This window comes from Acerihabitans sp. (assembly GCF_036398755.1).
Taxonomy (GTDB): domain Bacteria; phylum Pseudomonadota; class Gammaproteobacteria; order Enterobacterales; family Enterobacteriaceae; genus Acerihabitans.
Genome location: NZ_DASWOM010000132.1, coordinates 12417 through 35920 on the forward strand (window position 1 = coordinate 12417; position 23504 = coordinate 35920).

A 23504-nucleotide genomic window follows, 5' to 3' on the forward strand; every position below is an offset into this window, starting at 1 on the left:
TTTATAAGAGGCATTGTGCTGTGAATCTTAACGCAACAATCCTCGGCCAGGCCATCGCGTTCATCCTGTTTGTCCTGTTCTGCATGAAATTCATATGGCCGCCGCTCATCGCTGCCATCGAGAAGCGTCAGAAAGAAATTGCTGATGGCCTCGCTTCTGCGGATCTGGCTAAAAAAGAGGTGGACATAGCGCAAGCCAATGCGACCGATCAACTGAAGAAGGCCAGAGCCGAAGCCCAGGTAATCATCGAGCAAGCCAACAAGCGCAAAGCTCAGATTATGGATGAAGCAAAAGCGGAAGCGGAAGACGAACGTAACAAAATCGTAGCGCAGGCTCAGGCAGAAATTCAGGCCGAAACCAAACGGGCTCGTGAAGAGCTGCGTAAGCAGGTCGCGCTGCTGGCTTTAGCGGGTGCCGAGAAGATCATCGAACGTTCCGTGGATGAAGCTGCCAACAGCGACATCATAGATAAACTGGTCGCTGAACTTTAGGGAGGGAGGGGCTGATGTCTGAATTAGTAACCGTAGCTCGCCCCTACGCCAAAGCAGCTTTTGACTTTGCCGTCGAGCACCAAAGCGTTGAACAATGGCAAGCTATGTTGTCGTTTTCCGCCGAGGTCAGCCGCAACGATCAGATGGCTGAACTGTTATCCGGTGCGGTTGCACCAGAAACACTGTCGGAAACGTTTATCGCGGTATGCGGCGATCAACTCGACCAGGCAGGCCAAAATCTTATCAAGGTCATGGCCGAAAATGGACGATTGGCGGTTTTGCCGGATGTGCTGGAACAGTTTATGGAGATGCGCGCCGCGCACGAATCAACTGTGGAAGTGGAAGTCATTTCCGTAAGCCAGCTAAAAGACGAGCAACTGGCGAAAATTACTGCCGCGATGGAACAACGTCTGTCACGCAAAGTTAAGCTGAATTGCAAAATTGATAAGTCTGTCATCGCCGGCGTGGTTATTCGCGCGGGTGATATGGTCATAGACGGCAGCATACGCGGCCGTCTTGATCGCCTGACAGACGTATTGCAGTCTTAAGGGGACTGGAGCATGCAACTGAATTCCACCGAAATCAGCGAACTGATCAAGCAGCGCATTGCTCAGTTTAATGTAGTGAGCGAAGCTCACAATGAAGGTACCATCGTCTCCGTGAGTGACGGGATTATCCGTATTCACGGCCTGGCCGAAGTGATGCAGGGTGAAATGATCGCCCTGCCGGGCAACCGTTTCGCCATCGCCCTGAACCTGGAACGCGACTCTGTCGGCGCCGTGGTTATGGGCCCTTACGAAGATCTGGCTGAAGGCATGAAGGTCAAGTGTACCGGCCGCATTCTGGAAGTGCCGGTTGGCCGTGGCCTGTTGGGCCGCGTGGTCAATACGCTGGGCGCGCCCATCGATGGCAAAGGCCCGATCGAGAACGACGGCTTTTCCGCCGTCGAGGCGATTGCGCCGGGCGTTATCGAACGTCAATCCGTTGATGAGCCGGTGCAGACCGGCTATAAATCCGTGGATGCGATGATCCCCATCGGCCGAGGCCAGCGTGAGCTTATCATCGGTGACCGCCAGACCGGTAAATCGGCCCTGGCGATCGATGCGATTATCAATCAGCGCGAATCCGGCATCAAGTGCGTCTATGTCGCCATCGGCCAGAAAGCCTCTACCGTGGCGAACGTCGTGCGTAAGCTCGAAGAGCATGGCGCGCTGGCCAACACCATCGTCGTGGTGGCCACCGCGTCCGAATCCGCCGCCCTGCAATACCTGGCGCCGTATTCAGGCTGCGCCATGGGCGAGTATTTCCGCGATCGCGGCGAAGATGCGCTAATCATCTATGATGATTTATCCAAACAAGCCGTGGCATACCGTCAGATTTCCCTGTTGCTCCGTCGTCCGCCAGGACGCGAAGCCTATCCAGGGGATGTGTTCTATCTTCACTCCCGTTTGCTGGAACGTGCGTCGCGCGTCAATGCCGAATACGTTGAAGCTTTCACCAAGGGTGAAGTGAAGGGCAAGACCGGGTCGCTGACCGCATTACCGATCATCGAAACCCAGGCTGGCGACGTTTCCGCGTTTGTTCCGACCAACGTGATTTCCATCACCGATGGTCAGATCTTCCTGGAATCAAGCCTGTTCAACGCCGGTATACGTCCCGCCGTTAACCCCGGTATTTCCGTATCCCGTGTGGGCGGCGCAGCCCAGACGAAGATCATGAAAAAACTGTCGGGCGGTATTCGTACGGCGTTGGCCCAGTACCGCGAGCTGGCCGCGTTTTCACAGTTCGCCTCCGATCTGGATGAAGCAACGCGTAAGCAATTGAATCATGGACAGAAAGTGACTGAATTATTGAAGCAGAAACAATATGCTCCAATGTCCGTGTCACAGCAGTCCCTGGTGCTGTTTGCCGCTGAACGTGGTTACCTGGAAGATATCGAACTGGCAAAGGTCGGCGATTTCGAGGCCGCGCTGCTGGCCTACGTAGACCGCGAGCAAGGCGATTTGATGCAACAAATCAACCAGACCGGCGCTTATAACGATGAGATCGAAGGCAAGCTGAAAGGCATCCTCGATAACTTCAAGGCAACCCAGTCCTGGTAACGCGATATGGCCTGTTTCGGCAGGCCATGACGCCATGAGGAGAAGCAGAGATGGCCAGCGCCAAAGAAATACGTACTAAGATCGCCAGCGTGCAAAACACGCAGAAGATCACCAAAGCGATGGAGATGGTTGCCGCATCCAAAATGCGCAAATCGCAGGAGCGTATGGCGGCCAGCCGTCCTTATGCGGAAACCATGCGCAATGTGATTGGTCACCTTGCTTTGGGTAATCTGGAATACAAGCATCCTTACCTGGAAGAGCGCGATGTCAAGCGCGTCGGGTATCTGGTGGTGGCCACCGACCGTGGTCTGGCCGGCGGCCTGAACATTAACCTGTTCAAAAAAGTGCTGACGGACATGAAAGCCTGGAGCGAGAAGGGCGTTGAGTCTGAACTGGCGCTGATCGGTTCCAAGGCGGTGTCATTCTTTAACGCCGTCGGCAGCAACGTGGTGGCCCAGGTCACCGGCATGGGGGATAACCCCACGCTGTCTGAACTGATTGGTCCGGTTAAAGTCATGCTGCAGGCGTATGACGAAGGCCGCCTGGATAAGCTCTATGTTGTCAGCAACAGATTCGTTAATACCATGTCCCAGGTTCCGCAACTGCTTCAGGTCCTGCCCTTGCCGCCCGCGGAAGATGGGGAAGAGCTGAAGAAGAAAACCTGGGATTACCTGTATGAACCCGATCCCAAGGCGCTGCTGGATACATTGTTGCGCCGTTATGTGGAATCGCAGGTTTATCAGGGCGTCGTTGAAAACCTGGCCAGCGAACAGGCCGCGCGAATGGTAGCGATGAAGGCCGCAACGGACAACGGTGGCAATCTTATCAAAGATTTGCAACTTGTTTACAATAAGGCTCGCCAATTCAGCATCACTCAGGAACTCACCGAGATCGTTTCGGGAGCCGCCGCGGTTTAGGTTAGGGTTACGAATTACGTAGAGGATTCAAGATGGCTACTGGAAATGTTATCCAGGTTATCGGCGCCGTGGTCGACGTCGAGTTCCCGCAGGATGCTGTACCTAAGGTGTACAACGCTCTTGAAGTGGAAAACGGTGCCGCCAAATTGGTGCTGGAAGTAGAACAGCAGTTAGGCGGCGGCGTCGTCCGCTGCATCGCCATGGGCACGTCCGACGGTTTGCGTCGCGGCCTGAAAGTGACCAACCTTGAACGTTCGATTGAAGTGCCGGTGGGTAAAGCCACGCTGGGACGCATCATGAACGTGCTGGGCGAACCGGTTGACATGAAAGGCGAAATCGGCGAGGAAGAACGGTGGTCCATCCATCGTCCGGCGCCGAGCTATGAAGATTTGTCCAGCTCGCAGGAGCTGCTGGAAACCGGCATCAAGGTTATCGACCTGATGTGCCCGTTTGCCAAAGGCGGCAAAGTCGGCCTGTTCGGCGGCGCCGGCGTGGGTAAAACCGTCAACATGATGGAGCTTATCCGTAACATCGCCATCGAGCATTCAGGCTATTCGGTATTTGCCGGCGTGGGCGAACGTACCCGTGAAGGGAACGATTTTTACCACGAAATGACCGATTCGAACGTTATCGATAAAGTATCGTTGGTGTACGGCCAGATGAACGAGCCGCCGGGAAACCGTCTGCGCGTGGCGCTGACCGGGCTGACCATGGCGGAAAAATTCCGTGATGAAGGCCGCGACGTGCTGCTGTTTATCGATAACATCTATCGTTATACCCTGGCCGGGACCGAAGTTTCCGCGCTGCTGGGCCGTATGCCTTCAGCGGTGGGCTACCAGCCGACGCTGGCGGAAGAAATGGGCGTGCTGCAGGAACGCATCACCTCCACCAAGACCGGTTCCATCACCTCGGTGCAGGCGGTATACGTGCCCGCGGATGACTTGACCGACCCGTCGCCGGCGACCACCTTCGCCCACCTTGACGCCACCGTGGTATTGAGCCGTCAAATCGCCTCTCTGGGTATCTACCCGGCGGTTGACCCGCTCGACTCCACCAGCCGTCAGCTGGACCCGCTGGTCGTCGGTCAGGAACACTACGACGTGGCCCGTGGCGTGCAGTCCATCCTTCAGCGTTATCAGGAGCTGAAGGATATCATCGCCATCCTGGGTATGGACGAACTGTCAGAAGACGACAAACTGGTGGTGTCCCGCGCGCGTAAGATCCAGCGCTTCCTGTCCCAACCGTTCTTCGTCGCCGAAGTATTTACCGGCTCGCCGGGTAAATATGTTTCGCTGAAAGACACTATCCGTGGCTTTAAAGGCATCATGGACGGTGAATACGATCACCTGCCCGAGCAGGCGTTCTATATGGTCGGTTCCATTGATGAAGCAGTGGAAAAAGGCAAGAAACTGTAACGCTCTGATAGGAGGGTGACATGGCTGCAAATACTTACCATCTGGATGTCGTCAGCGCGGAGCAGAAAATGTTTTCCGGGCTGGTGGAAAAAATCCAGGTGACGGGGAGCGAGGGCGAGCTGGGGATATTTCCCGGTCATGCCCCGCTGCTCACTGCCATTAAGCCCGGTATGGTGCGTATCGTGAAAGAACATAACGAGGAAGAGTATATCTACCTGTCGGGGGGCATTCTCGAAGTGCAACCCAACGTCGTTACCGTTTTGGCCGATACCGCCATTCGTGGCAAAGATCTTGATGAAGCGCGCGCAATGGAATCCAAGCGCATGGCGGAAGAGCATATCAATAATTCCCACGGCGACGTGGATTATGCTCAGGCCTCGGCGGAGCTGTCCAGGGCCATCGCCAAGCTACGGGTCATAGAATTGACCAGAAAATCAATGTAATCAATCCATTGTGTTTAAAAAGCCAGTCATTCACGACTGGCTTTTTTATTGGCTGCCTTTCCGCGGCAGGCACCGGAGAACACAATATCCGGTTCTTATTTCCCGCAGTAAAATAAGTTTGCCCCCCTCTGGTCGCTTAAACGGGTCTTGCCAGTCAATACCGCCGGTAATTGAGGTCTAAACGCCCGTTTTTTCCGCATAGTGCGCAAAAATAGGTAAAATACTCAGGACTCGCGCGGTTATGCGGTCATAAAGTGTTTTTCGGCCCAAAATATGTGGTAATCGCCGCTATGAACGGGTTTACTTTCGTCTATTGAATCAGGTTCATCAGGATGGTTATGTCGAATCGATTGATGAGCGTAGTGATCCTTGCCGCCGGCAAGGGCACCCGCATGTATTCCGATCTGCCCAAGGTGTTGCATCCGTTGGCCGGCAAACCGCTGGTCCGGCACGTCATTGATGCCGCCGCCGCGCTTGGCGCGGCTCGCATTCATTTGGTCTACGGCCACGGCGGCGAGCGCCTGCGGCAAACCTTGTCCGGCCAGGAGCCGGAGCTGAACTGGGTGCTGCAGCCCGAGCAACGGGGCACCGGCCATGCCATGCAGCAGGCTGCGCCGTTTTTCCAGGATGATGAGGATATCCTGATGCTGTACGGCGACGTGCCGCTGATTGCGCCGTCAACGCTTGAGCGGCTGCTGGCCGCCAAGCCCGACGGCGGTATCGGCCTGCTGACGGTTACCCTGGACGACCCCGCCGGTTACGGCCGCATCGTGCGTGAAGACGGCAGGGTAAGCGGCATCGTCGAGCACAAAGACGCCGACGAGACGCAGCGGGGCATTCGGGAAATCAATACCGGCATCCTGGTGGCCAACGGCGCCGATCTTAAGCGCTGGTTAAGCCGGTTGACCACCAATAACGCCCAGGGTGAATATTATATCACCGACATTATCGCCCTGGCCTGGCGCGAGGGACGGCATATCAACACCGTCAACCCGGACCGGCTAAGCGAAGTTGAAGGGGTGAATAATCGTTTGCAGCTGGCCGCCCTTGAGCGGGTTTATCAGCGCCGGCAGGCGGAAAATCTGCTATTGGCCGGGGTAATGCTGAGCGATCCCGCGCGCTTTGATCTGCGCGGGGAGTTAACGCATGGGCGCGACGTCACCATCGATACCAATGTCATTATCGAGGGGCGGGTATCCTTGGGCAATAACGTGGTTATCGGGACCGGCTGCGTGTTAAAAGACTGCGTCATTGACGATAACGTGGTTATCAGCCCCTACTCGGTGATTGAACAGGCTCGGCTGCGGGCGGATTGCACGGTCGGGCCGTTTGCCCGCCTGCGGCCTGGCTCCGAGCTGGGAGAGGGCGCCCACGTCGGCAATTTTGTTGAAATGAAAAAAGCGCGCCTGGGGCGCGGTTCCAAGGCCGGGCACCTGAGCTATCTTGGCGACGCTGAAATAGGCGCCGGGGTGAATATCGGCGCCGGCACCATTACCTGCAATTATGATGGCGCCAATAAGCACCAGACCGTGATTGGCGATGATGTTTTTGTCGGATCGGATAGCCAACTGGTGGCGCCGGTTACCCTGGGCCGCGGCGCCACCATCGGCGCCGGCACCACGGTGACGCGCAATGTGGCGGAAAATGAACTGGTGCTCAGCCGCGTGCGGCAGGTGAACATTACCGGCTGGACCCGGCCGGTCAAGAAGAGTCGTTGACGATACCGCGTGCGGTTTGTCGAATCAGTGCATGAACGTGATGCGGGCATGATGCGTAATGAGAGTAAAGCCTGGCGCTGCGGGAAGGGCGCCTTTACGATCGTGGCCATCATGCCCGCAATCGCTGTTTTGTCAGCCATTTTCACGAGAGTGGCTGACAAAACATAATAATTCCCGGTTCTACAGGCTCGGGAAAACCGGAAAAATCCGGTATCTGTCAGGTCACAGACATCGAAACGGCGGACCATGCCGTTCATTTAGGAATAACACTGATGTGTGGAATAGTAGGCGCGGTTGCGCAGCGTGATATTGCCGAAATCCTGTTAGAGGGATTACGCCGGCTTGAGTATCGTGGGTATGATTCCGCCGGCCTGGCGGTGGTGGACAACGAGGGGCATCTGCAACGGCTGCGCCGGGTCGGCAAGGTTGCCGCGCTGTCGCAGGCGGCGGCGGAGCATCCGCTGACCGGCGGCACGGGCATCGCCCACACCCGTTGGGCTACCCACGGGGAACCCTCTGAAAATAATGCCCATCCCCATGTCTCCGGGCATATCGTGGTGGTGCATAACGGCATCATCGAAAACCACGAACCGTTGCGTAGCCTGCTGGTGGAGCGGGGCTATCACTTCGTGTCCGAAACCGATACCGAGGTTATCGCCCACCTGGTGCACTGGGAACAGCGCCAGGGCGGGGGCACGCTGGCGGAAGTGATCCTGCGCGTGATCCCGCAGCTGCGCGGCGCCTACGGCACCGTGTTCATGGACAGCAAGGACCCAAGCGTGCTGGTGGCGGCGCGATCCGGCAGTCCGCTGGTGATTGGGTTGGGTGTGGGCGAGAACTTCCTGGCGTCCGATCAGCTGGCGTTGCTGCCGGTTACCCGCCGGTTTATGTTCCTGGAGGAAGGCGATGTCGCCGAAATCACCCGCCGCGCGGTGCGCGTCTGGGATACCCACGGCAAGCCGGTGCAACGGGCGGAAATTGAATCACAGGTAAAATATGACGCCGGCGATAAGGGTATCTATCGCCATTACATGCAAAAAGAGATTTTTGAACAACCGCAGGCGATTAAAAATACCCTGGCGGGCCGTTTTTTACATGGCCAGATCACCTTATCCGAACTGGGCGAGGCCGGCGATCGTTTGCTGGAGCAGGTACGGCATGTGCAAATCATCGCCTGCGGCACTTCTTACCATTCGGCCATGGTATCGAAATACTGGTTCGAGGCGCTGGCCGGCGTGCCTTGCGATGTGGAGATCGCTTCCGAATTCCGTTATCGTAAATCCGCCGTGCGCCCGGGCAGCCTGATTATTACCCTGTCGCAGTCCGGTGAAACCGCCGATACCCTGGCGGCCCTGCGCCTGACCAAGACCTTGGGTTATCTCGGCTCGCTGGCGGTGTGCAACGTTGCCGGCTCCTCGCTGGTGCGCGAATCCGATCTTGCGCTGATGACCCGCGCCGGGACGGAAATCGGCGTGGCTTCCACCAAGGCGTTCACCACCCAGTTAACGGTATTGCTGATGCTGGTGGCGCGCCTGGGCCGTCTGAAGGGTATGGATATCCAGGTTGAGCAGCGCATTGTGCACGCGCTGCAGGCCTTGCCGGCCCGAATCGAGCAGATGCTGGCGCTGGATAAGCCGATTGAACAGCTGGCGGAAGGGTTTTCCGACAAACATCATGCCCTGTTCCTTGGCCGCGGCGAGCTTTATCCCATCGCCATGGAAGGCGCGCTGAAGCTCAAGGAAATCTCCTATATCCACGCCGAAGCCTATGCGGCGGGTGAACTGAAACACGGTCCGCTGGCGCTGATCGACGCCGACATGCCGGTAATAGTTATTGCTCCCAATAATGAATTACTGGAAAAACTCAAGTCGAACATCGAGGAAGTGCGCGCCCGCGGCGGCCTGTTGTATGTATTCGCCGAAGAGAATGCCGGCTTTACCGACAGCGAAAATATGAAAATCATCCCGCTGCCGCACGTGGAAGAGATTGTGGCGCCCATCTTCTATACCGTGCCGATGCAACTGCTGGCCTACCACATTGCGCTGATTAAAGGCACGGATGTCGATCAGCCGCGTAATTTGGCGAAATCGGTGACGGTGGAGTAAACACGAGTCCGCGGCGGCACTTTTTGCCGCCGCTTCCAGGTTATTACCTCGCGCGAAATCCCCCTTTTATTGCAAATGCGAATTTTAAATAAGCTTAATTAATTTACGCATGGCTATTTACGAGAAACCTATTGTGCCCTAGAAGAATATAACAATAATGATTATGTGAGCGGGGTCATGCCGGTTTATGACAACGGTCATAAAAATAGGGTGCTGAAAAGTGTAAAACATCTCTCATGCCAACAGTACGCCATCACCTGGCTTTTATGGCCTGCGATGGCATTATCCCGGATAGGTTCGGTAATAAATGCCGCCTCGAGAGCGGCAATGATCCGCTCGTCGCCAGAATGTACTGATTGAAATAATCATCAAGGCTTAAGTCGTAAATTTCTTGGATTAATTGACCGCCCACTATTCTGATTTTTTGGAAGGGTCTCCTATATTCTGATGTTTATATCACTAAAAGGTGCGGCTTATGAATAGCCTACAGATATTTTCTTTTGTGTTTTTTACGTGCCTTGTCGCTATTGTTACCTGGTGGAAAGTCAGGAAAAATGATACGCATACCCGACAGGGTTATTTCCTGGCGGGTCGCTCCTTGAAAGCGCCAATAATCGCCGCGTCGCTGATGTTGACCAATCTTTCAACGGAACAATTGGTCGGCCTGAGCGGGCAGGCCTATAAATTCGGGATGTCGGTGATGGCGTGGGAGGTGATTTCGGCTATTCCCCTGGTCCTGCTGGCGCTGGTGTTTTTACCGCGGTATTTGCAGCGTGGCATTATTACCATTCCTGATTTTATCGAAGAACGTTACGATAAAACCACGCGTATTATGGTGGACTGCTGTTTTCTAATCGCCACCGGCGTGTGTTTTTTACCTATTGTATTGTATTCCGGCTCGCTGGCGTTGAACAGTCTGTTTCATTTCAGCGATCTTACCGGCCTGAGCCAGGGCAGCGCGACGATTGTCATGGTGATTTCCCTTGGAGTAATAGGCACCCTGTACGCGGTAATTGGCGGGCTGCGCGCAATTGCCGTCGCTGATGTCGTCAACGGCATCGGCTTGGTGATAGGCGGGCTGATGGTGCCTTTCTTCGGGCTGATGGCGCTCGGAAGCGGCAGTTTTATCGCCGGCCTCAATAAACTGACGGTGGATCACGCCGAGCGCCTGAATTCCATCGGCGGCGCCCATGACCCGGTGCCCATCGGCGCCGCTTTAACCGGCCTGGTGCTAGTGAATACTTTTTATTGGTGTACCAACCAGGGCATCGTCCAGCGGACGCTGGCCGCCAAGAACCTGGCTGAAGGACAAAAAGGCGCGCTGCTGACGGCGCTGCTGAAAATGCTCGACCCGATAATCCTGGTCTTGCCCGGCGTTATCGCCTGGCACCTGTATCAAGGACTGCCAAAGGCGGATATGGCCTACCCGGTGCTGGTCAACCAGATCCTGCCCGCGCCCCTGGTCGGTTTTTTCGGCGCCGTACTGTTCGGCGCCATTATCAGCGTGTTCAACGGTTTTTTGAACAGCGCCAGCACTTTGTTCAGCATGGGCATTTACAGCCGCATCATCAATCCCGGCGCCACTTCCCGAAAACAGGTGCTGGTTGGGCGTTATTTCGCCCTGATTCTGGCGCTGGTGTCGGTGGTGGTGGCCCCAGGTATTGCCAATGCGCCTGAAGGATTATATAGCTGGATGAAGCAGCTTAACGGGGTGTATAACGTTCCCCTGGTTACCATTATCATCATGGGGTTCTTTTTCCCCCGGATTCCGGCCATGGCGGCCAAGCTGGCGCTATTGTTAGGTATTGTCAGCTATATCCTGATCAATTACGTTTTCCATTTCCCTATCCATTTCCTGTATGTGCTGGCGATAACGTTTTGCCTGAACGCGTTGGTCATGCTGATTATCGGCAAAATTGCGCCACGCGCCACCCCGTTTGTCTTTCATGATTCCCTGGCGGTGGACATGTCGCCTTGGCGCTCGGTAAAGGTTGCTTCCGCGGGCGTTATAGCGGCGATGATTTTTATCTATGCCTTCCTGGCCCGCTTCGGCGGCTGGAATAGCGCCTGGTTATGCTGGATAGCCGGCATAACCGTTATCGGCATTGCGGGCTGGCTGGCGTTTGCCGGCGTGAAAAAAAATAAACCCAAGGAGGAAATTGCCTGATGAAACCCAATATCATCTTTATCATGACCGATACGCAGGCCACTAACATGGTTGGGTGTTATACCGGCCTTCCCCTGCATACCGACAATATTGATGCGCTGGCCGGACGCGGAATCAAATTTAATTCGGCGTTTACCACCGCGCCGCTGTGTACCCCTGCGCGCGCCGGTCTGTTTACCGGGCTGTATTCCAATCAAAGCGGCCCTTGGACCAATAATCTGGCGCCAGGCAAGAATATGCGCACCATGGGTAATTATTTTCAGGATGCCGGCTGGCACACCACCTATATCGGCAAATGGCATCTCGACGGCCACGACTATTTCGGCACCGGCGTCTGTCCGCCGGAATGGGACGCGGAATATTGGTACGACGGCGCGAATTACCTCCATGACCTGTCTGAAGAAAATATCAGCTTATGGCGTAACGGGCTTAATTCCAAACAGGAACTCGAGCAACATCATATTGATGATGAATTTACCTGGGGCTATCGCATCAGCCAGCGCGCGATAGGTTTTCTTGATAAGCAGCGTGTACGGCGGGAAAAGCCGTTCCTGTTGGTGCTTTCTTATGATGAGCCGCATCATCCCTTTACCTGTCCGCCGCGCTATCTCGACCGTTTTGCCGATTTCCATTACCCGCTGGGCGCAAAAGGGGCCGATGATCTTAGCCATAAACCGATGCATCAGCGTCTGTGGGCAAAGGCGATGCCGTCGCCGGTAACGGACGACGCCACCTACCATCATCCGATTTATTTTGCCTGCAACGATTTTGTCGATGACCAGATAGGGCGGGTGCTGAACCACCTTACCGCCGATGAATGGGAAAACACCTGGATAGTCTATACCTCCGATCATGGCGAAATGATGGGGGCGCATAAGCTTATCAGCAAAGGTTCGGCGGGCTACGACGATATCTGCCGCATTCCTTTTATTATCCACGGGCCCGGCCTGTCGGCGCGGGAGATCGATACACCGGTAAGCCATATCGATCTGTTGCCGACATTATTATCGATCGCCGGCATCCCGGTGCCGCCGTCCCTGCAGGGCGAAAGCCTGCTGCCGGAGCTGTCGTCGGCGGAGCGGGAACGGCAGCGGTCGGTCATGGTGGAATTTAACCGCTATGAAATAGAACACGACAGTTTCGGCGGGTTTATTCCGATGCGCGCCTGGGTCAGCAACGATTGGAAACTGGTGATAAACCTGTTTGACGATGATGAACTCTATGACCGGCGCAACGATCCCGAGGAACTGGTAAACCTGATTGACCGGGAGGAATATGCCCAACGGCGCGATGCGCTGCATGATAGCTTGTTAGCCTATATGGACCGCATTCGCGATCCGTTTCGCAGCTATCGCTGGGCCATGCGACCATGGCGGCCGGACAGGCATGAGCAATGGTTGGGCGCGTTTCGTCCCAAACCGGATGATTACGTCTCGCCGGTGGTCAGGGATTACGACACGGGACTGCCGACCAGGGGAGTGAAAATTGAGGAAAAAAGACAAAAATTCTGATGGGCAGGATGAGAGCCTTGCCGTTTTTGCGGAATTGACGGGCAGCGAGCACGCCATGTTTACCCGGCTTGATCAGTTGCCGAAGCAAACGCGCATTTATCCCCAGGAGGATGAGGCGCTGTCTTTTTATTACCTGCACAGTGGATTGGTGGGGCTTTATCATATGCTGGAAAACGGCAAGGTTTGCCTGATCCGTCTGTTTGGTCCCGGTGATTTTTTTGGTTACCGCAGCCTGTTCGGTTACACCTTTTATCATTGTTCCTCGCGCGTGCAGCGTACCGCTTCGGTAACGCGCATTACGCCCTATCAGCCGCGGCAGTTTTTGCATCTCTATCCGCGGCTGAACGACTTTCTGTTCAGGCGGATGGCGCGGGATCTTGGCGAGGCGGAAAAACGTCTTGCCGGCATGGCCTACGATAAATCCCAGCAACGGGTAATGCTGAGTATTCATTACTTATTCCGGCAATGGCCGGGCTATGAATGGACCTGGCGTGAAATTGCCGAATATGCGGGATGCGAAACGGAAACCGCCATCCGCCATGGTGGCGAACTCAAGCTACAGGGATTGTTGCCCGATGAATTTGCCGGTTAACGCGCGGCAGGCCGCCAACGGAGGCGAATAACGCTATGTATTTTGGCAATAAAGAGTGGCAACGGCGGGGTAAAAATCCCGATTACCGATTTTCCCTGGCGAATGAGCGAACATTTTTAGCCTGGATCCGCACCGCGCTGGCTTTTTTAGCCGGCTCGATAGCCATCGATCAGCTGACGCCGGATTTTGCCTTGCCGGCGATCCGGGTGATGTTGGCCATTCTGCTGGCGATTGGCGGCGGAGCCATGGCCCTGGTGGCGTTAAGGCGCTGGGCTGAAAATGAACAGGCGATGCGGCTGGAGGCACCTTTGCCCTATACCCGGCTATTACCGGCGGTCGCTTTTTTCCTGGTGTTGATAGCGCTGTTATTTATCCTGTTTATAGTTTTATATTGAGGCCTGTATGGAGTCTGCGACGGCGACGAATAACCGGGACCCTGGATTGCAGCCGGAGCGGACGCGCCTGGCCTGGTCCCGAACGCTGTATGTGCTGGTGATCGAAAGCCTGCTGTTTATTCGCGTGGGATGGCTTAAACACCTGCCGTTGATTACCGGCGCGGGGGTGATGCTGGTTTGTCTGGCGGCGGTCATGGTCGGCGTAAAACGCTATGCCCGGTCGGCGCAACCCTCCCCCCATCGCGCGTTTACTCTGCAACAACGGCACTGGTTATTCCGCTTTATGTCCTTTATCCTGCTGATAGCGTCCGCCATGATGTGTTTTTCGGTACTCAATACCTGCCTGGAGTCGCGGTTATTATGAAACGCCCTTTTTCCCTGATGGCGAAACCCACCAGTTATCAATGCAATATCCGCTGCGACTATTGTTTTTATATCGACAAGAAAGATACCGTTATTCCCCACGGGGCGGCGTCGTTAAAGCATATGACGGATGAGGTGCTCAGGGAGTATATCAAGCAATATATCGGCGCCAGCGCCGGGGACGAGGTGATGTTTGCCTGGCAGGGCGGCGAACCGACCCTGGCCGGCATGGATTTTTATGCCGCCGCGCTGCGCTATCAGCAGCGCTACGCCCGTGGAAAACGGATTTCCAACTGTATGCAAACCAACGGCATACTGATAAACGATCCATGGGGCCGTTTTCTTGCCGATAATCATTTCCTGATGGGCATTTCCGTGGACGGCACCGCCCGGCTGCATAATGAATATCGCCATTCCGCCGGCGGCCGGCCGGTCTTTGACCAGGTCATCAACGCCATTCAAATTTTTAAGAAATATAATATTGATTACAACGTGTTATGCGTGGTAAACGATAAAACCGCCCAGGCTCCGCTGGAGATTTACCGGTTTATAACCCAAGAACTGGGCGCGCACCATGTGCAATTTATCCCGGCCGTGGAACAAACGTCGTCCGCGGCGGGGCGTGGAGAATTGATTTATCCCCACGCCGCGGGCGAGAAAACGCTGACGCCGTGGTCGGTGAGCGGCGCGGCCTACGGCGCGTTTATCAATACCCTGTTTGATTATTGGGTGCGGCATGATGTCGGCGCGGTGTTCGTGCAGTTATTCGATAATGCGCTGGCGGCCTGGTGCGGCGTTACGCCGAGTCTGTGCGTGATGCAGCCCACCTGCGGCCAGGGCTTGGTCGTCGAGCAGAACGGCGATATTTACAGCTGCGATCATTTTGTCTACCCGGAGCATAAACTGGGCAATCTGCTGACGGAAAATCTGGCCGAAATGGTCAATGGCAAAAAACAGCGGCGGTTCGGCCAGCTAAAAGCCAATGTGGCTACGCCATGCCTGTCCTGCGAGTATCGGTTCGCCTGTCACGGCGGCTGTCCGAAGCACCGTATTCACCGTGTCGGGGGTCAGTGGCATAATCATCTTTGCTCCGGCTATAAAGCTATTTTTTCCCATATTGCGCCCTATATGGCGTATATGGCCGGCGAACTGGCGCACCATCGGCCCCCGGCCGGCATCATGCGCAATATTGGCAGGATTGCGGGGTGCGGTGGGTGAAATAAACCGCTATCATGGGGTAAACAGAGGCACCCGGCCTACTGTCATAAAAACGTCATATTACCGACATGTATCTGTAACCTAATTGTCCTATTTTCCCTCCTGCAGCAATTATAATTGAAGAAAACGGCCATGGGCCGATTTTAAAATATCCCACAGGAGGGATTATGAAACTGATGCATACCACCGTTGCCAGTGTTGTAGCAGCTACGTTCGCCCTGGCGAGTCTTTCTTCGTTCGCTGCCGCAAACCTGACCGGTGCCGGCGGCACATTCCCCGCCCCGGTTTATGCTAAATGGGCCGATACCTATCAAAAAGAAACCGGCGTAAAAGTTAACTACCAGGGCATCGGTTCTTCCGGCGGCATCAAACAGATTATCGCCAATACCGTCGATTTCGGCGCGTCCGATGCTCCATTAAGCGATGCCGACCTGAAGAAAGAAGGATTATTTCAATTTCCGACCGTGATTGGCGGCGTGGTGCTGGCCATCAACGTACCGGGAATCAAAAGCGGCGAACTGACCCTGGACGGCCATACCCTGGGTGAGATTTACCTGGGCAATATCAAAAAATGGAACGACCCGGCCATCACTAAACTGAATCCGGGCCTGAAGCTGCCGGATCAGAACATCGCCGTGGTGCGCCGCGCCGATGGTTCCGGCACATCGTTTGTGTTCACCAGCTATTTGGCCAAGGTGAACGCCACCTGGAAAGAAAAAATCGGCGCCGGTTCCACGGTTAACTGGCCGGTCGGACTGGGCGGCAAGGGCAATGACGGCATCGCCGCCTTCGTCCAGCGTTTACCGGGTTCCATCGGTTATGTGGAATACGCCTACGCCAAACAGAACAACCTGGCCTATACCAAGCTGATTTCCGCCGACGGCAAGCCGGTGATGCCGACCCAGGACAACTTCAGCGCGGCGGCGAAAGGCGTCGACTGGCAGCAGTCTTTTGCCCAGGACCTGACTTACCAGAAGGGCAACAATGCCTGGCCGATCACCTCCACCACGTTTATTATGTTGCATACTACCCAAACCAAGCCTGAGCAGGGCCGTGAAACCCTGAAATTCTTCGATTGGGCCTACAACAAGGGTGCCGACCAGGCTAATGCCCTGGACTACGCCACCTTGCCGAAGGACGTGGTTGAGCAGGTCCGCGCCGCCTGGAAAGCCAATATCAAAGACAGTACCGGTAAAGCGCTCTACTAAGTCCGTGCGTTTCGTCCCTTCCCTTACGGGGAGGGATTACGAACCAACTAAAAGAGTATTCTATGGCTGACAATACGCCGGCACAGCATGCCCCTGGCAAACAAGGCGACCTGATATTCGGTACGTTGGTCAGGTTGGCCGCGTTGATTACCTTATTGATGTTGGGCGGAATTATCGTTTCGCTGATTGTCGCTTCGTGGCCGAGCCTGGAAAAGTTCGGTTTCGCGTTCCTCTGGACCAAGGAATGGGATCCGCCCGGTGAAAAATTCGGCGCGCTGGTTCCTATCTACGGCACCCTGGTCACCTCTTTTATCGCGTTGCTGATTGCCGTTCCGGTCAGCTTCGGCATTGCGCTGTTTCTTACCGAACTCGCTCCCAACTGGCTGAAACGGCCGCTTGGCGTCGCCATCGAGCTGTTGGCGGCCATCCCCAGCATTGTCTACGGCATGTGGGGATTGTTTGTTTTTGCCCCCCTGTTCGCCCAGTATTTCCAACAGCCCCTGGGCGATGTGATGTCGACCATTCCGTTTATCGGCGTTCTGTTTTCGGGGCCGGCGTTCGGTATTGGCATTCTGGCCGCCGGTATTATCCTGGCCATTATGATCATTCCCTACATTGCCGCCGTCATGCGCGATGTATTTGAACAAACCCCGGTGTTGATGAAGGAATCCGCCTACGGCATCGGTTGCACCACCTGGGAAGTGATCTGGCGTATCGTGCTGCCCTTCACCAAAAACGGCGTAATCGGCGGCGTGATGCTGGGACTGGGAAGGGCGCTGGGCGAAACCATGGCGGTGACCTTTATCATCGGCAATACCAACCAACTTGACAGTATTTCCCTGTTTAGCCCCGGCAACAGTATTACCTCGGCGCTGGCCAATGAGTTCGCCGAAGCCCAGGCGGGTTTGCATACCGCCGCGCTGATGGAGTTGGGGTTAATCCTGTTCGTGATTACCTTTATCGTGCTGGCCTGTTCCAAATTCATGATAATGCGCCTGGCGAAAAACGAGGGGGTCAAATAATGGCGACCGTGGAACATGATATGACCCATACCGCGCCGCAAATGGAAGCCCGGCGTAAAATGCAGTCCTGGCGGCGGCAAAAGAACCGTCTGGCGCTGTTTTTGTCCATGGCCACCATGGCCTTCGGCCTGTTCTGGTTATGCTGGATTTTGCTGACCACGGTTAGCCGGGGCTTCGACGGTATGTCGCTGGCGCTGTTTACCGAAATGACGCCGCCGCCCAATACCGCCGGCGGCGGCCTGGCCAATGCCCTGGCCGGCAGCGGCCTGTTGATTCTTTGGGCCACTATTTTCGGCACCCCCCTTGGCATCATGGCGGGGATTTACCTGGCGGAATACGGCCGCAAATCCCTGCTGGCGGAAGTGATACGCTTTATTAACGATATCCTGCTGTCCGCGCCGTCCATCGTTATCGGTCTGTTTGTCTATACGCTGGTGGTGGCCAAAATGGAGCATTTCTCCGGCTGGGCCGGGGTGATAGCCCTGGCGCTGCTACAGGTGCCGATTGTCATCCGTACCACGGAAAACATGATGCGCCTGGTGCCCGATACGCTGCGTGAAGCGGCCTACGCGTTGGGCACGCCGAAATGGAAAATGATTTCCGCCATTACGCTTAAGGCCTCGGTGTCCGGCATCATTACCGGCGTATTGCTGGCGGTGGCGCGAATCGCCGGCGAAACGGCGCCGCTGTTGTTTACCTCGCTCTCCAACCAGTTCTGGAGCACCGATCTGATGCAGCCCATCGCCAACCTGCCGGTGACTATCTTTAAATTCGCCATGAGCCCGTTTGCCGAATGGCAGCAGCTGGCCTGGGCGGGCGTGCTGCTGATTACGTTGTGCGTGCTGTTGCTGAATATCGTCGCCCGGATTATTTTTGCCAAAAAAACCTATTAAGCGCCAGGCGCAGACGCGTCTTTGAAAGAAAGAGAGAGTGTTGCATGAGCAGGATCAACAATGCCAACGGCAGCAAAGTACAGGTCCGCGATCTGAATTTTTATTATGGTAAATTTCATGCGCTGAAGAATATCAGCCTGGATATTGCCCGTAACCAAGTGACGGCGTTTATCGGTCCGTCCGGCTGCGGTAAATCCACGCTGTTGCGCTGTTTCAATAAAATGTACCAGCTTTATCCGGAACAACGCGCCGAAGGGGAAATCCTGCTGGATGGGGACAATATCCTTACCGATAAGCGTGATGTATCCCTGCTGCGCGCCCGTGTCGGCATGGTTTTCCAGAAGCCGACCCCCTTCCCGATGTCGATTTATGACAACATCGCTTTTGGGGTGCGCCTGTTCGAAAAGCTATCGCGCAGCGAGATGGAGGAACGGGTACAGTGGTCGCTGACCAAGGCGGCGTTGTGGAACGAAACCAAGGATAAATTGCACCAGAGCGGCTACAGCCTGTCCGGCGGCCAGCAGCAGCGTTTATGCATCGCGCGCGGTATTGCCATTCGCCCCGATGTGCTGTTGCTTGACGAACCCTGCTCAGCCCTGGATCCGATCTCGACCGGGCGTATCGAAGAGCTGATTTCAGAATTAAAAGCGGATTATACCGTGGTGATTGTGACGCATAACATGCAGCAGGCGGCGCGTTGTTCCGATCACACGGCGTTTATGTATCTGGGCGAGTTAATCGAATTCAGCGATACGGACAGCATTTTCACCGCGCCGAAGAACAAGCAAACCGAAGATTATATTACTGGCCGCTATGGTTAATAACGGGATATATCATGGAAAACCTGAATCTCAATAAGCATATTTCCGGCCAGTTTAACGCCGAGCTGGAACACATCCGCACCCAGGTAATGGCGATGGGCGGCCTGGTGGAGCAGCAGCTTACCGATGCCATCAGCGCGATGCACAGCCAGGATGAAGAACTGGCCAAGCGCGTGGTGGCCGGCGACGCGAAGGTCAATGCGATGGAGGTGGCCATCGATGAGGCCTGCGTGCGCATTATTGCCAAGCGCCAGCCCACCGCCAGCGATTTACGCCTGGTGATATCGATCATCAAAACCATTTCCGAGCTGGAGCGTATCGGCGACGGCGCGGATAAAATCTGCCGCACCGCGTTGGAGAAGTACTCTCAGCAGCATTTGCAGATGCTGGTCAGCCTGGAGTCGCTCGGACGTCATACCGTGCAAATGCTGCATGACGTGTTGGATGCCTTTGCGCGCATGGATTTGGATGAGGCCATCCGCATCTATCATGAAGATAAAAAGGTCGATCAGGAATATGAGGGCATAGTACGCCAGCTGATGACCTATATGATGGAAGACCCGCGCACCATTCCCAGCGTCCTTACCGCGCTGTTTTGCGCCCGCTCCATCGAGCGTATCGGCGATCGCTGCCAGAACATCTGTGAATATATTTTCTATTTTGTGAAAGGACAGGATTTCCGCCATGTGGCCGGCGACGCGTTGGAAACGCTGCTGGCGGGTAAGGATGGAACGCCGCCGGCGCCACCCGCCCCGCCGGCAACGGCGCCCACCGGGGAATGATATTTATTCAGGGGCGTAGTTAACAAAACGGTGGTTTATACCGGCTTGGCCACGTTGTCTGCAATAAACGGAGCATAAGGGACTCAATCGGAGGAAATCAACGTAGTGTTTCAGGACCTTTATGGGTGGTTTAATTGTTAGCCTTGGTCAGTCTGTGGTTATTAGCCTATAACGCTTAATATACTTATCACCGCGCGGTATCCCCGGAAACCCGGGCGCCGGTAAGTTTCCAGCCCTGTTTGCGCCATAACCCCGGCAATTGCCCCATATCATCGAAACGGGTGACCAGCGGATGGTCAATCGGCGGATTATGCGGGTCGGCGCAATAATAAAATACCGGGATGCCGGCGGCGATGCCGGCCTGGGTGCCGGATACCGAATCCTCGACCAAAATACACCGCTCCACCGGCAGCCGCAGTTGGGCGGCGGCATGGTAAATTACCGCCGGGTCGGGCTTCCAGCGCTGGACATCGTAACCGCTGTACAGATGATGCGTAAAAAACGGCAGCAGCGCCGTCAGGCCGAGAGAGTGTTCCATTTTACTGACCGGACCGTTGGACACCACCGCCACCGGCACGTTGATAAGCTGCAACAGTTCACGCACGCCCTCGATGGGAACCAGGCGTTCATCAAACAGGCGGGCCACATGGGCGCGGTATTCGGCTTCCAGGATATCCGCCCGCTGGGACAGGCCGTGCTGCGCTTTCATACGGTCGAAGATTTCATTAAGCTTTACCCCTTTGAAATTCTTGATGGCCTCGGTAAGCGTCAGCGCGATGCCGTAATGAGCGAACAGCAACACATAGGCCTCGCAGCAGAGGATCTCGCTGTCCACCAGCGTGCCGTCGCAATCGAATAATACACATGTTTTTTCGCTCATTAATCATGTCCTTCTGCTGTTCCCGGAATGTCTGGTCCTACTTTACCTTATCAGGGCGGGCAAGCGATCGGTTAACCCGTCGCCGCGCCGGCTTTTTTAGGCGGCGATGGCGGTCACAGCTTTTCGCCGGTAAGACATAGAGAGTAATTTTACACATGGCGTAAATACGGTTATTTTTTTTATTTTATAAAAATACATATAAATCAATCATAAGATAGATAAGTCCGGCCGGGTAGATGAGGTGTCGCTATTTTAGTGTGTAAAATTACACACTGATCACATTTAGCGATTCATTAACATGTTTTAATTATCTCACTTCTTAACGTGGGAACTCACAATGAAACATATAATGATCTGCTGCGGCGCCGGCGTCGCCACCAGCACCGTGGCGCTGAAAAAACTGGAAGCCTACCTGCAGGGCGAACAGTTGCTGGATAAAGTGCGCATTTCCCAGGGTACCGTGGCGGAAGCCATCACCCGGGACGATGTGGATTTTATCGTTTCCACCTCGCCGGTAAAGGTGTCTGTCCCGGTAATCAACGCTTTGCCCCTGTTGACCGGCATGGGAACCGACAAAGTATTCAGCCGCGTAAAAGAATTGATTCTCGCCGAGGGTTAATGCCATGTTTGTTATCGATTATATCGTGAGCATGGGGGCCTCGGTGATGATGCCCCTGATCTTTATCCTGTTGGGCTTGCTGCTGCGGTTATCCATCGCCAAATCGATCAAGGCCGGGCTAATGGTGGGCATCGGTTTTATCGGGTTGAGTATTACCGTCAACCTGATGATTGACTCGTTAACGCCTGTCAGCCACGCCATTGTCGAACGCTTCGGCCTGAACCTGACCGTACTGGACATGGGATGGCCCGCCGCCGCCGCCGTTGCCATGGGCACCCGGGTGGGCGCGCTGGTTATCCCCGTGTGCGTCGCCATCAACATCCTGATGCTTTACACCAAGACCACCCGCATTCTGAACGTGGATATCTGGAATCTGTGGCACCACGCGTTCACCGGTTCGCTGGTGGCCATTATCACCGGTAACCTGTGGATGGGCGTGCTGGCCGCCGGCCTGAACTGTATCGTTACCATGGTGATAGCCGATCGCACCACCGCCGATGTGGAAAAATACCTTAACCTGCCCGGTATCTCGGTGCCGCACGGCTTTTCCGCGTCGTTTGTGCCCGCCGCCTGGCTGGTTAACGCGATCGTCGACCGCATTCCCGGCGTACGTGATATAAAAATCGATACCGAGGTGATACAAAAACGTTTATCGATACTGGGCGATCCGGCCTGCCTGGGCGCGATTATCGGCGCCATACTGGCCATTATCGCCGGGGTGGATGTCAAAGCCATCCTGCAAACCGCCATTACCATGGCCGCGGTGATGACCATTATCCCCCGGATGGCAAAAATGCTGATGGAAGGGGTGTATCCCATCAGCGAGCGTATTCAGGAAATTGCCCAGTCCCGGGCCGGTTCGTTCGGCAAGATTTCCATTGGGCTGGATTCCGCGGTTAGCGTCGGCCATCCTGTTACCCTGTCGGTGTCGATGCTGATGATCCCGATTATGCTGGTGCTGGCGGCGATTATCCCGGGCAATCAGTTCCTGCCGTTCGCCTCGCTTACCGGTCTGCCGTTTGCCTTTGTGCTGGTTACCGCCGTATGCCGGGGCGATATGTTCCGCACCCTGCTCACAGGCCTGCTGACCCTGAGCCTGGCGCTGTTAATCGGCACCAGCCTGGCGCCGCTTGTCACCAGTACCGCCGTCAGCACCGGCTTCTCGTTACCCAATGGCGCCACCAGCATCAGCAGCGTTGACTATGCCGGCGCCATGTTGCCTTGGGTAATAATCCAGGGGTTTTATTTCAAGGCCATCGGCGTCGGCGCGCTTATCCTCTGCACCCTGCTGCTGGCGGTATGGAACCGCAAAAAAATCCTCCATGAGAATCAGCTGGCGGCGCAAACGGACGCCGCCGGAATAGAGGCGGGAGAATAATCATGATGTTCAGCCCCAAGCGTGTTTTTATCATTACCCGGCCGGTAAGCCGCGATGAACTGCTGACCCGGATGGCCGACAGCCTGTATGCGGACGGATTGGTGAAAGAGAGCTTTTGTCAGGGAGTGCTTGACCGGGAGGCGGTTTATCCCACCGGCATCGATATGGAGACGCACAGCATCGCCATCCCCCATACCGAGTTTGAACATGTGGTCACCACCGGGTTTGCCATCGCGGTAAACCAGGCGGGGGTGGAATTCCACCGCACCGATGATCCGGAACAGGTGGTTAAACCGGCCGTCGTGGTGCTGATGGCCATTGATCCGTCGTGTGAAAAAGTGGCCATTATCCAATCCCTCTTTACGTTACTGGGTGATATTGCGCAGGTTAACAAAATCGGCGTAAATTCTCCGGAGGACATCGCGAAACTGTTCACTGAATCCATCACGACCCGTTAGAATGAA

General features: G+C 55.3%; 23 protein-coding genes. 22 read left to right on the forward strand and 1 reads right to left on the reverse strand.

From position 1 onward, the window contains the following. The first annotated feature begins 20 nt into the window (after positions 1 to 20). From atpF to phoU, 19 genes are all read left to right on the forward strand, one after another. A complete protein-coding gene (atpF, locus tag VGC33_RS21235) occupies positions 21 to 491 on the forward strand; it encodes a F0F1 ATP synthase subunit B (RefSeq protein ID WP_331122753.1) in 471 nt (156 codons plus the stop codon). Between the two features lie 14 nt (positions 492 to 505). Next, on the forward strand, positions 506 to 1039 hold the full coding sequence (atpH, locus tag VGC33_RS21240; RefSeq protein ID WP_331122754.1) for a F0F1 ATP synthase subunit delta: 534 nt from the start codon (positions 506 to 508) through the stop codon (positions 1037 to 1039). A gap of 12 nt (positions 1040 to 1051) precedes the next feature. Beyond that, the gene (gene atpA, locus VGC33_RS21245; RefSeq protein WP_331122755.1) at positions 1052 to 2593 is read left to right on the forward strand and encodes a F0F1 ATP synthase subunit alpha; all 1542 of its coding nucleotides are present in this window, start codon (positions 1052 to 1054) and stop codon (positions 2591 to 2593) included. Between the two features lie 50 nt (positions 2594 to 2643). Then, positions 2644 to 3510, forward strand: a complete 867-nt coding sequence (gene atpG / locus VGC33_RS21250; protein WP_331122756.1) for a F0F1 ATP synthase subunit gamma — start codon at positions 2644 to 2646, stop codon at positions 3508 to 3510. A gap of 32 nt (positions 3511 to 3542) precedes the next feature. Next, a complete protein-coding gene (gene atpD, locus VGC33_RS21255) occupies positions 3543 to 4925 on the forward strand; it encodes a F0F1 ATP synthase subunit beta (protein WP_331122757.1) in 1383 nt (460 codons plus the stop codon). Positions 4926 to 4945: 20 nt separating this feature from the next. Next, positions 4946 to 5368 carry a F0F1 ATP synthase subunit epsilon gene (locus VGC33_RS21260; protein ID WP_331122758.1) on the forward strand — a complete coding sequence of 141 codons (423 nt, stop codon included), beginning with the start codon at positions 4946 to 4948 and terminating at the stop codon, positions 5366 to 5368. A 338-nt stretch (positions 5369 to 5706) separates the two neighbouring features. Then, positions 5707 to 7086 carry a bifunctional UDP-N-acetylglucosamine diphosphorylase/glucosamine-1-phosphate N-acetyltransferase GlmU gene (gene glmU / locus VGC33_RS21265; RefSeq protein ID WP_331122759.1) on the forward strand — a complete coding sequence of 460 codons (1380 nt, stop codon included), beginning with the start codon at positions 5707 to 5709 and terminating at the stop codon, positions 7084 to 7086. A 272-nt stretch (positions 7087 to 7358) separates the two neighbouring features. After that, positions 7359 to 9191, forward strand: a complete 1833-nt coding sequence (gene glmS, locus VGC33_RS21270; RefSeq protein WP_331122760.1) for a glutamine--fructose-6-phosphate transaminase (isomerizing) — start codon at positions 7359 to 7361, stop codon at positions 9189 to 9191. A 475-nt stretch (positions 9192 to 9666) separates the two neighbouring features. Then, positions 9667 to 11358: a solute:sodium symporter family transporter gene (locus tag VGC33_RS21275; RefSeq protein WP_414636973.1), complete on the forward strand. Its 1692-nt coding sequence runs from the start codon at positions 9667 to 9669 to the stop codon at positions 11356 to 11358. Next, the gene (locus VGC33_RS21280) at positions 11355 to 12869 is read left to right on the forward strand and encodes a sulfatase-like hydrolase/transferase (protein WP_331122822.1); all 1515 of its coding nucleotides are present in this window, start codon (positions 11355 to 11357) and stop codon (positions 12867 to 12869) included. Before VGC33_RS21275 ends, VGC33_RS21280 begins: the two co-directional genes overlap by 4 nt. After that, positions 12844 to 13461 (forward strand): Crp/Fnr family transcriptional regulator, encoded by a 618-nt coding sequence (locus VGC33_RS21285; protein WP_331122761.1) that lies wholly within the window; start codon positions 12844 to 12846, stop codon positions 13459 to 13461. The genes VGC33_RS21280 and VGC33_RS21285 overlap by 26 nt, the downstream gene beginning before the upstream one ends. A 35-nt stretch (positions 13462 to 13496) precedes the next feature. Beyond that, positions 13497 to 13856, forward strand: coding sequence for a YidH family protein (locus VGC33_RS21290; protein WP_331122762.1), 360 nt, complete (start codon positions 13497 to 13499; stop codon positions 13854 to 13856). Between the two features lie 7 nt (positions 13857 to 13863). Further along, the gene (locus VGC33_RS21295) at positions 13864 to 14220 is read left to right on the forward strand and encodes a DUF202 domain-containing protein (protein WP_331122763.1); all 357 of its coding nucleotides are present in this window, start codon (positions 13864 to 13866) and stop codon (positions 14218 to 14220) included. Then, on the forward strand, positions 14217 to 15437 hold the full coding sequence (locus VGC33_RS21300; RefSeq protein ID WP_331122764.1) for an anaerobic sulfatase maturase: 1221 nt from the start codon (positions 14217 to 14219) through the stop codon (positions 15435 to 15437). The genes VGC33_RS21295 and VGC33_RS21300 overlap by 4 nt, the downstream gene beginning before the upstream one ends. A 167-nt stretch (positions 15438 to 15604) precedes the next feature. Next, positions 15605 to 16645, forward strand: a complete 1041-nt coding sequence (pstS, locus tag VGC33_RS21305; protein ID WP_331122765.1) for a phosphate ABC transporter substrate-binding protein PstS — start codon at positions 15605 to 15607, stop codon at positions 16643 to 16645. A gap of 62 nt (positions 16646 to 16707) precedes the next feature. Next, the gene (gene pstC, locus VGC33_RS21310) at positions 16708 to 17667 is read left to right on the forward strand and encodes a phosphate ABC transporter permease PstC (RefSeq protein WP_331122766.1); all 960 of its coding nucleotides are present in this window, start codon (positions 16708 to 16710) and stop codon (positions 17665 to 17667) included. Between the two features lie 20 nt (positions 17668 to 17687). Next, positions 17688 to 18560: a phosphate ABC transporter permease PstA gene (gene pstA / locus VGC33_RS21315; RefSeq protein ID WP_414636975.1), complete on the forward strand. Its 873-nt coding sequence runs from the start codon at positions 17688 to 17690 to the stop codon at positions 18558 to 18560. 44 nt (positions 18561 to 18604) lie between these two features. Next, complete coding sequence (gene pstB, locus VGC33_RS21320; RefSeq protein ID WP_331122768.1) at positions 18605 to 19381, forward strand: phosphate ABC transporter ATP-binding protein PstB; 777 nt, start codon at positions 18605 to 18607, stop codon at positions 19379 to 19381. Positions 19382 to 19395: 14 nt separating this feature from the next. Beyond that, positions 19396 to 20163, forward strand: a complete 768-nt coding sequence (gene phoU / locus VGC33_RS21325) for a phosphate signaling complex protein PhoU (protein WP_331122769.1) — start codon at positions 19396 to 19398, stop codon at positions 20161 to 20163. Between the two features lie 187 nt (positions 20164 to 20350). On the opposite strand, the gene yieH is transcribed toward phoU, so the two are convergent. Beyond that, positions 20351 to 21043: a 6-phosphogluconate phosphatase gene (yieH, locus tag VGC33_RS21330; protein ID WP_331122770.1), complete on the reverse strand. Its 693-nt coding sequence runs from the start codon at positions 21041 to 21043 to the stop codon at positions 20351 to 20353. Positions 21044 to 21380: 337 nt separating this feature from the next. Between yieH and VGC33_RS21335 the strand changes: the two genes are divergently transcribed. From VGC33_RS21335 to VGC33_RS21345, 3 genes are read left to right on the forward strand one after another with little or no spacing between them, the layout of a single operon-like run. Beyond that, positions 21381 to 21662 carry a PTS sugar transporter subunit IIB gene (locus VGC33_RS21335; RefSeq protein ID WP_331122771.1) on the forward strand — a complete coding sequence of 94 codons (282 nt, stop codon included), beginning with the start codon at positions 21381 to 21383 and terminating at the stop codon, positions 21660 to 21662. Positions 21663 to 21666: 4 nt separating this feature from the next. Next, positions 21667 to 23040 (forward strand): PTS galactitol transporter subunit IIC, encoded by a 1374-nt coding sequence (locus VGC33_RS21340; RefSeq protein WP_331122772.1) that lies wholly within the window; start codon positions 21667 to 21669, stop codon positions 23038 to 23040. Positions 23041 to 23042: 2 nt separating this feature from the next. Continuing rightward, positions 23043 to 23498: a PTS sugar transporter subunit IIA gene (locus VGC33_RS21345; protein ID WP_331122773.1), complete on the forward strand. Its 456-nt coding sequence runs from the start codon at positions 23043 to 23045 to the stop codon at positions 23496 to 23498. The last annotated feature ends 6 nt before the right edge of the window (positions 23499 to 23504 follow it).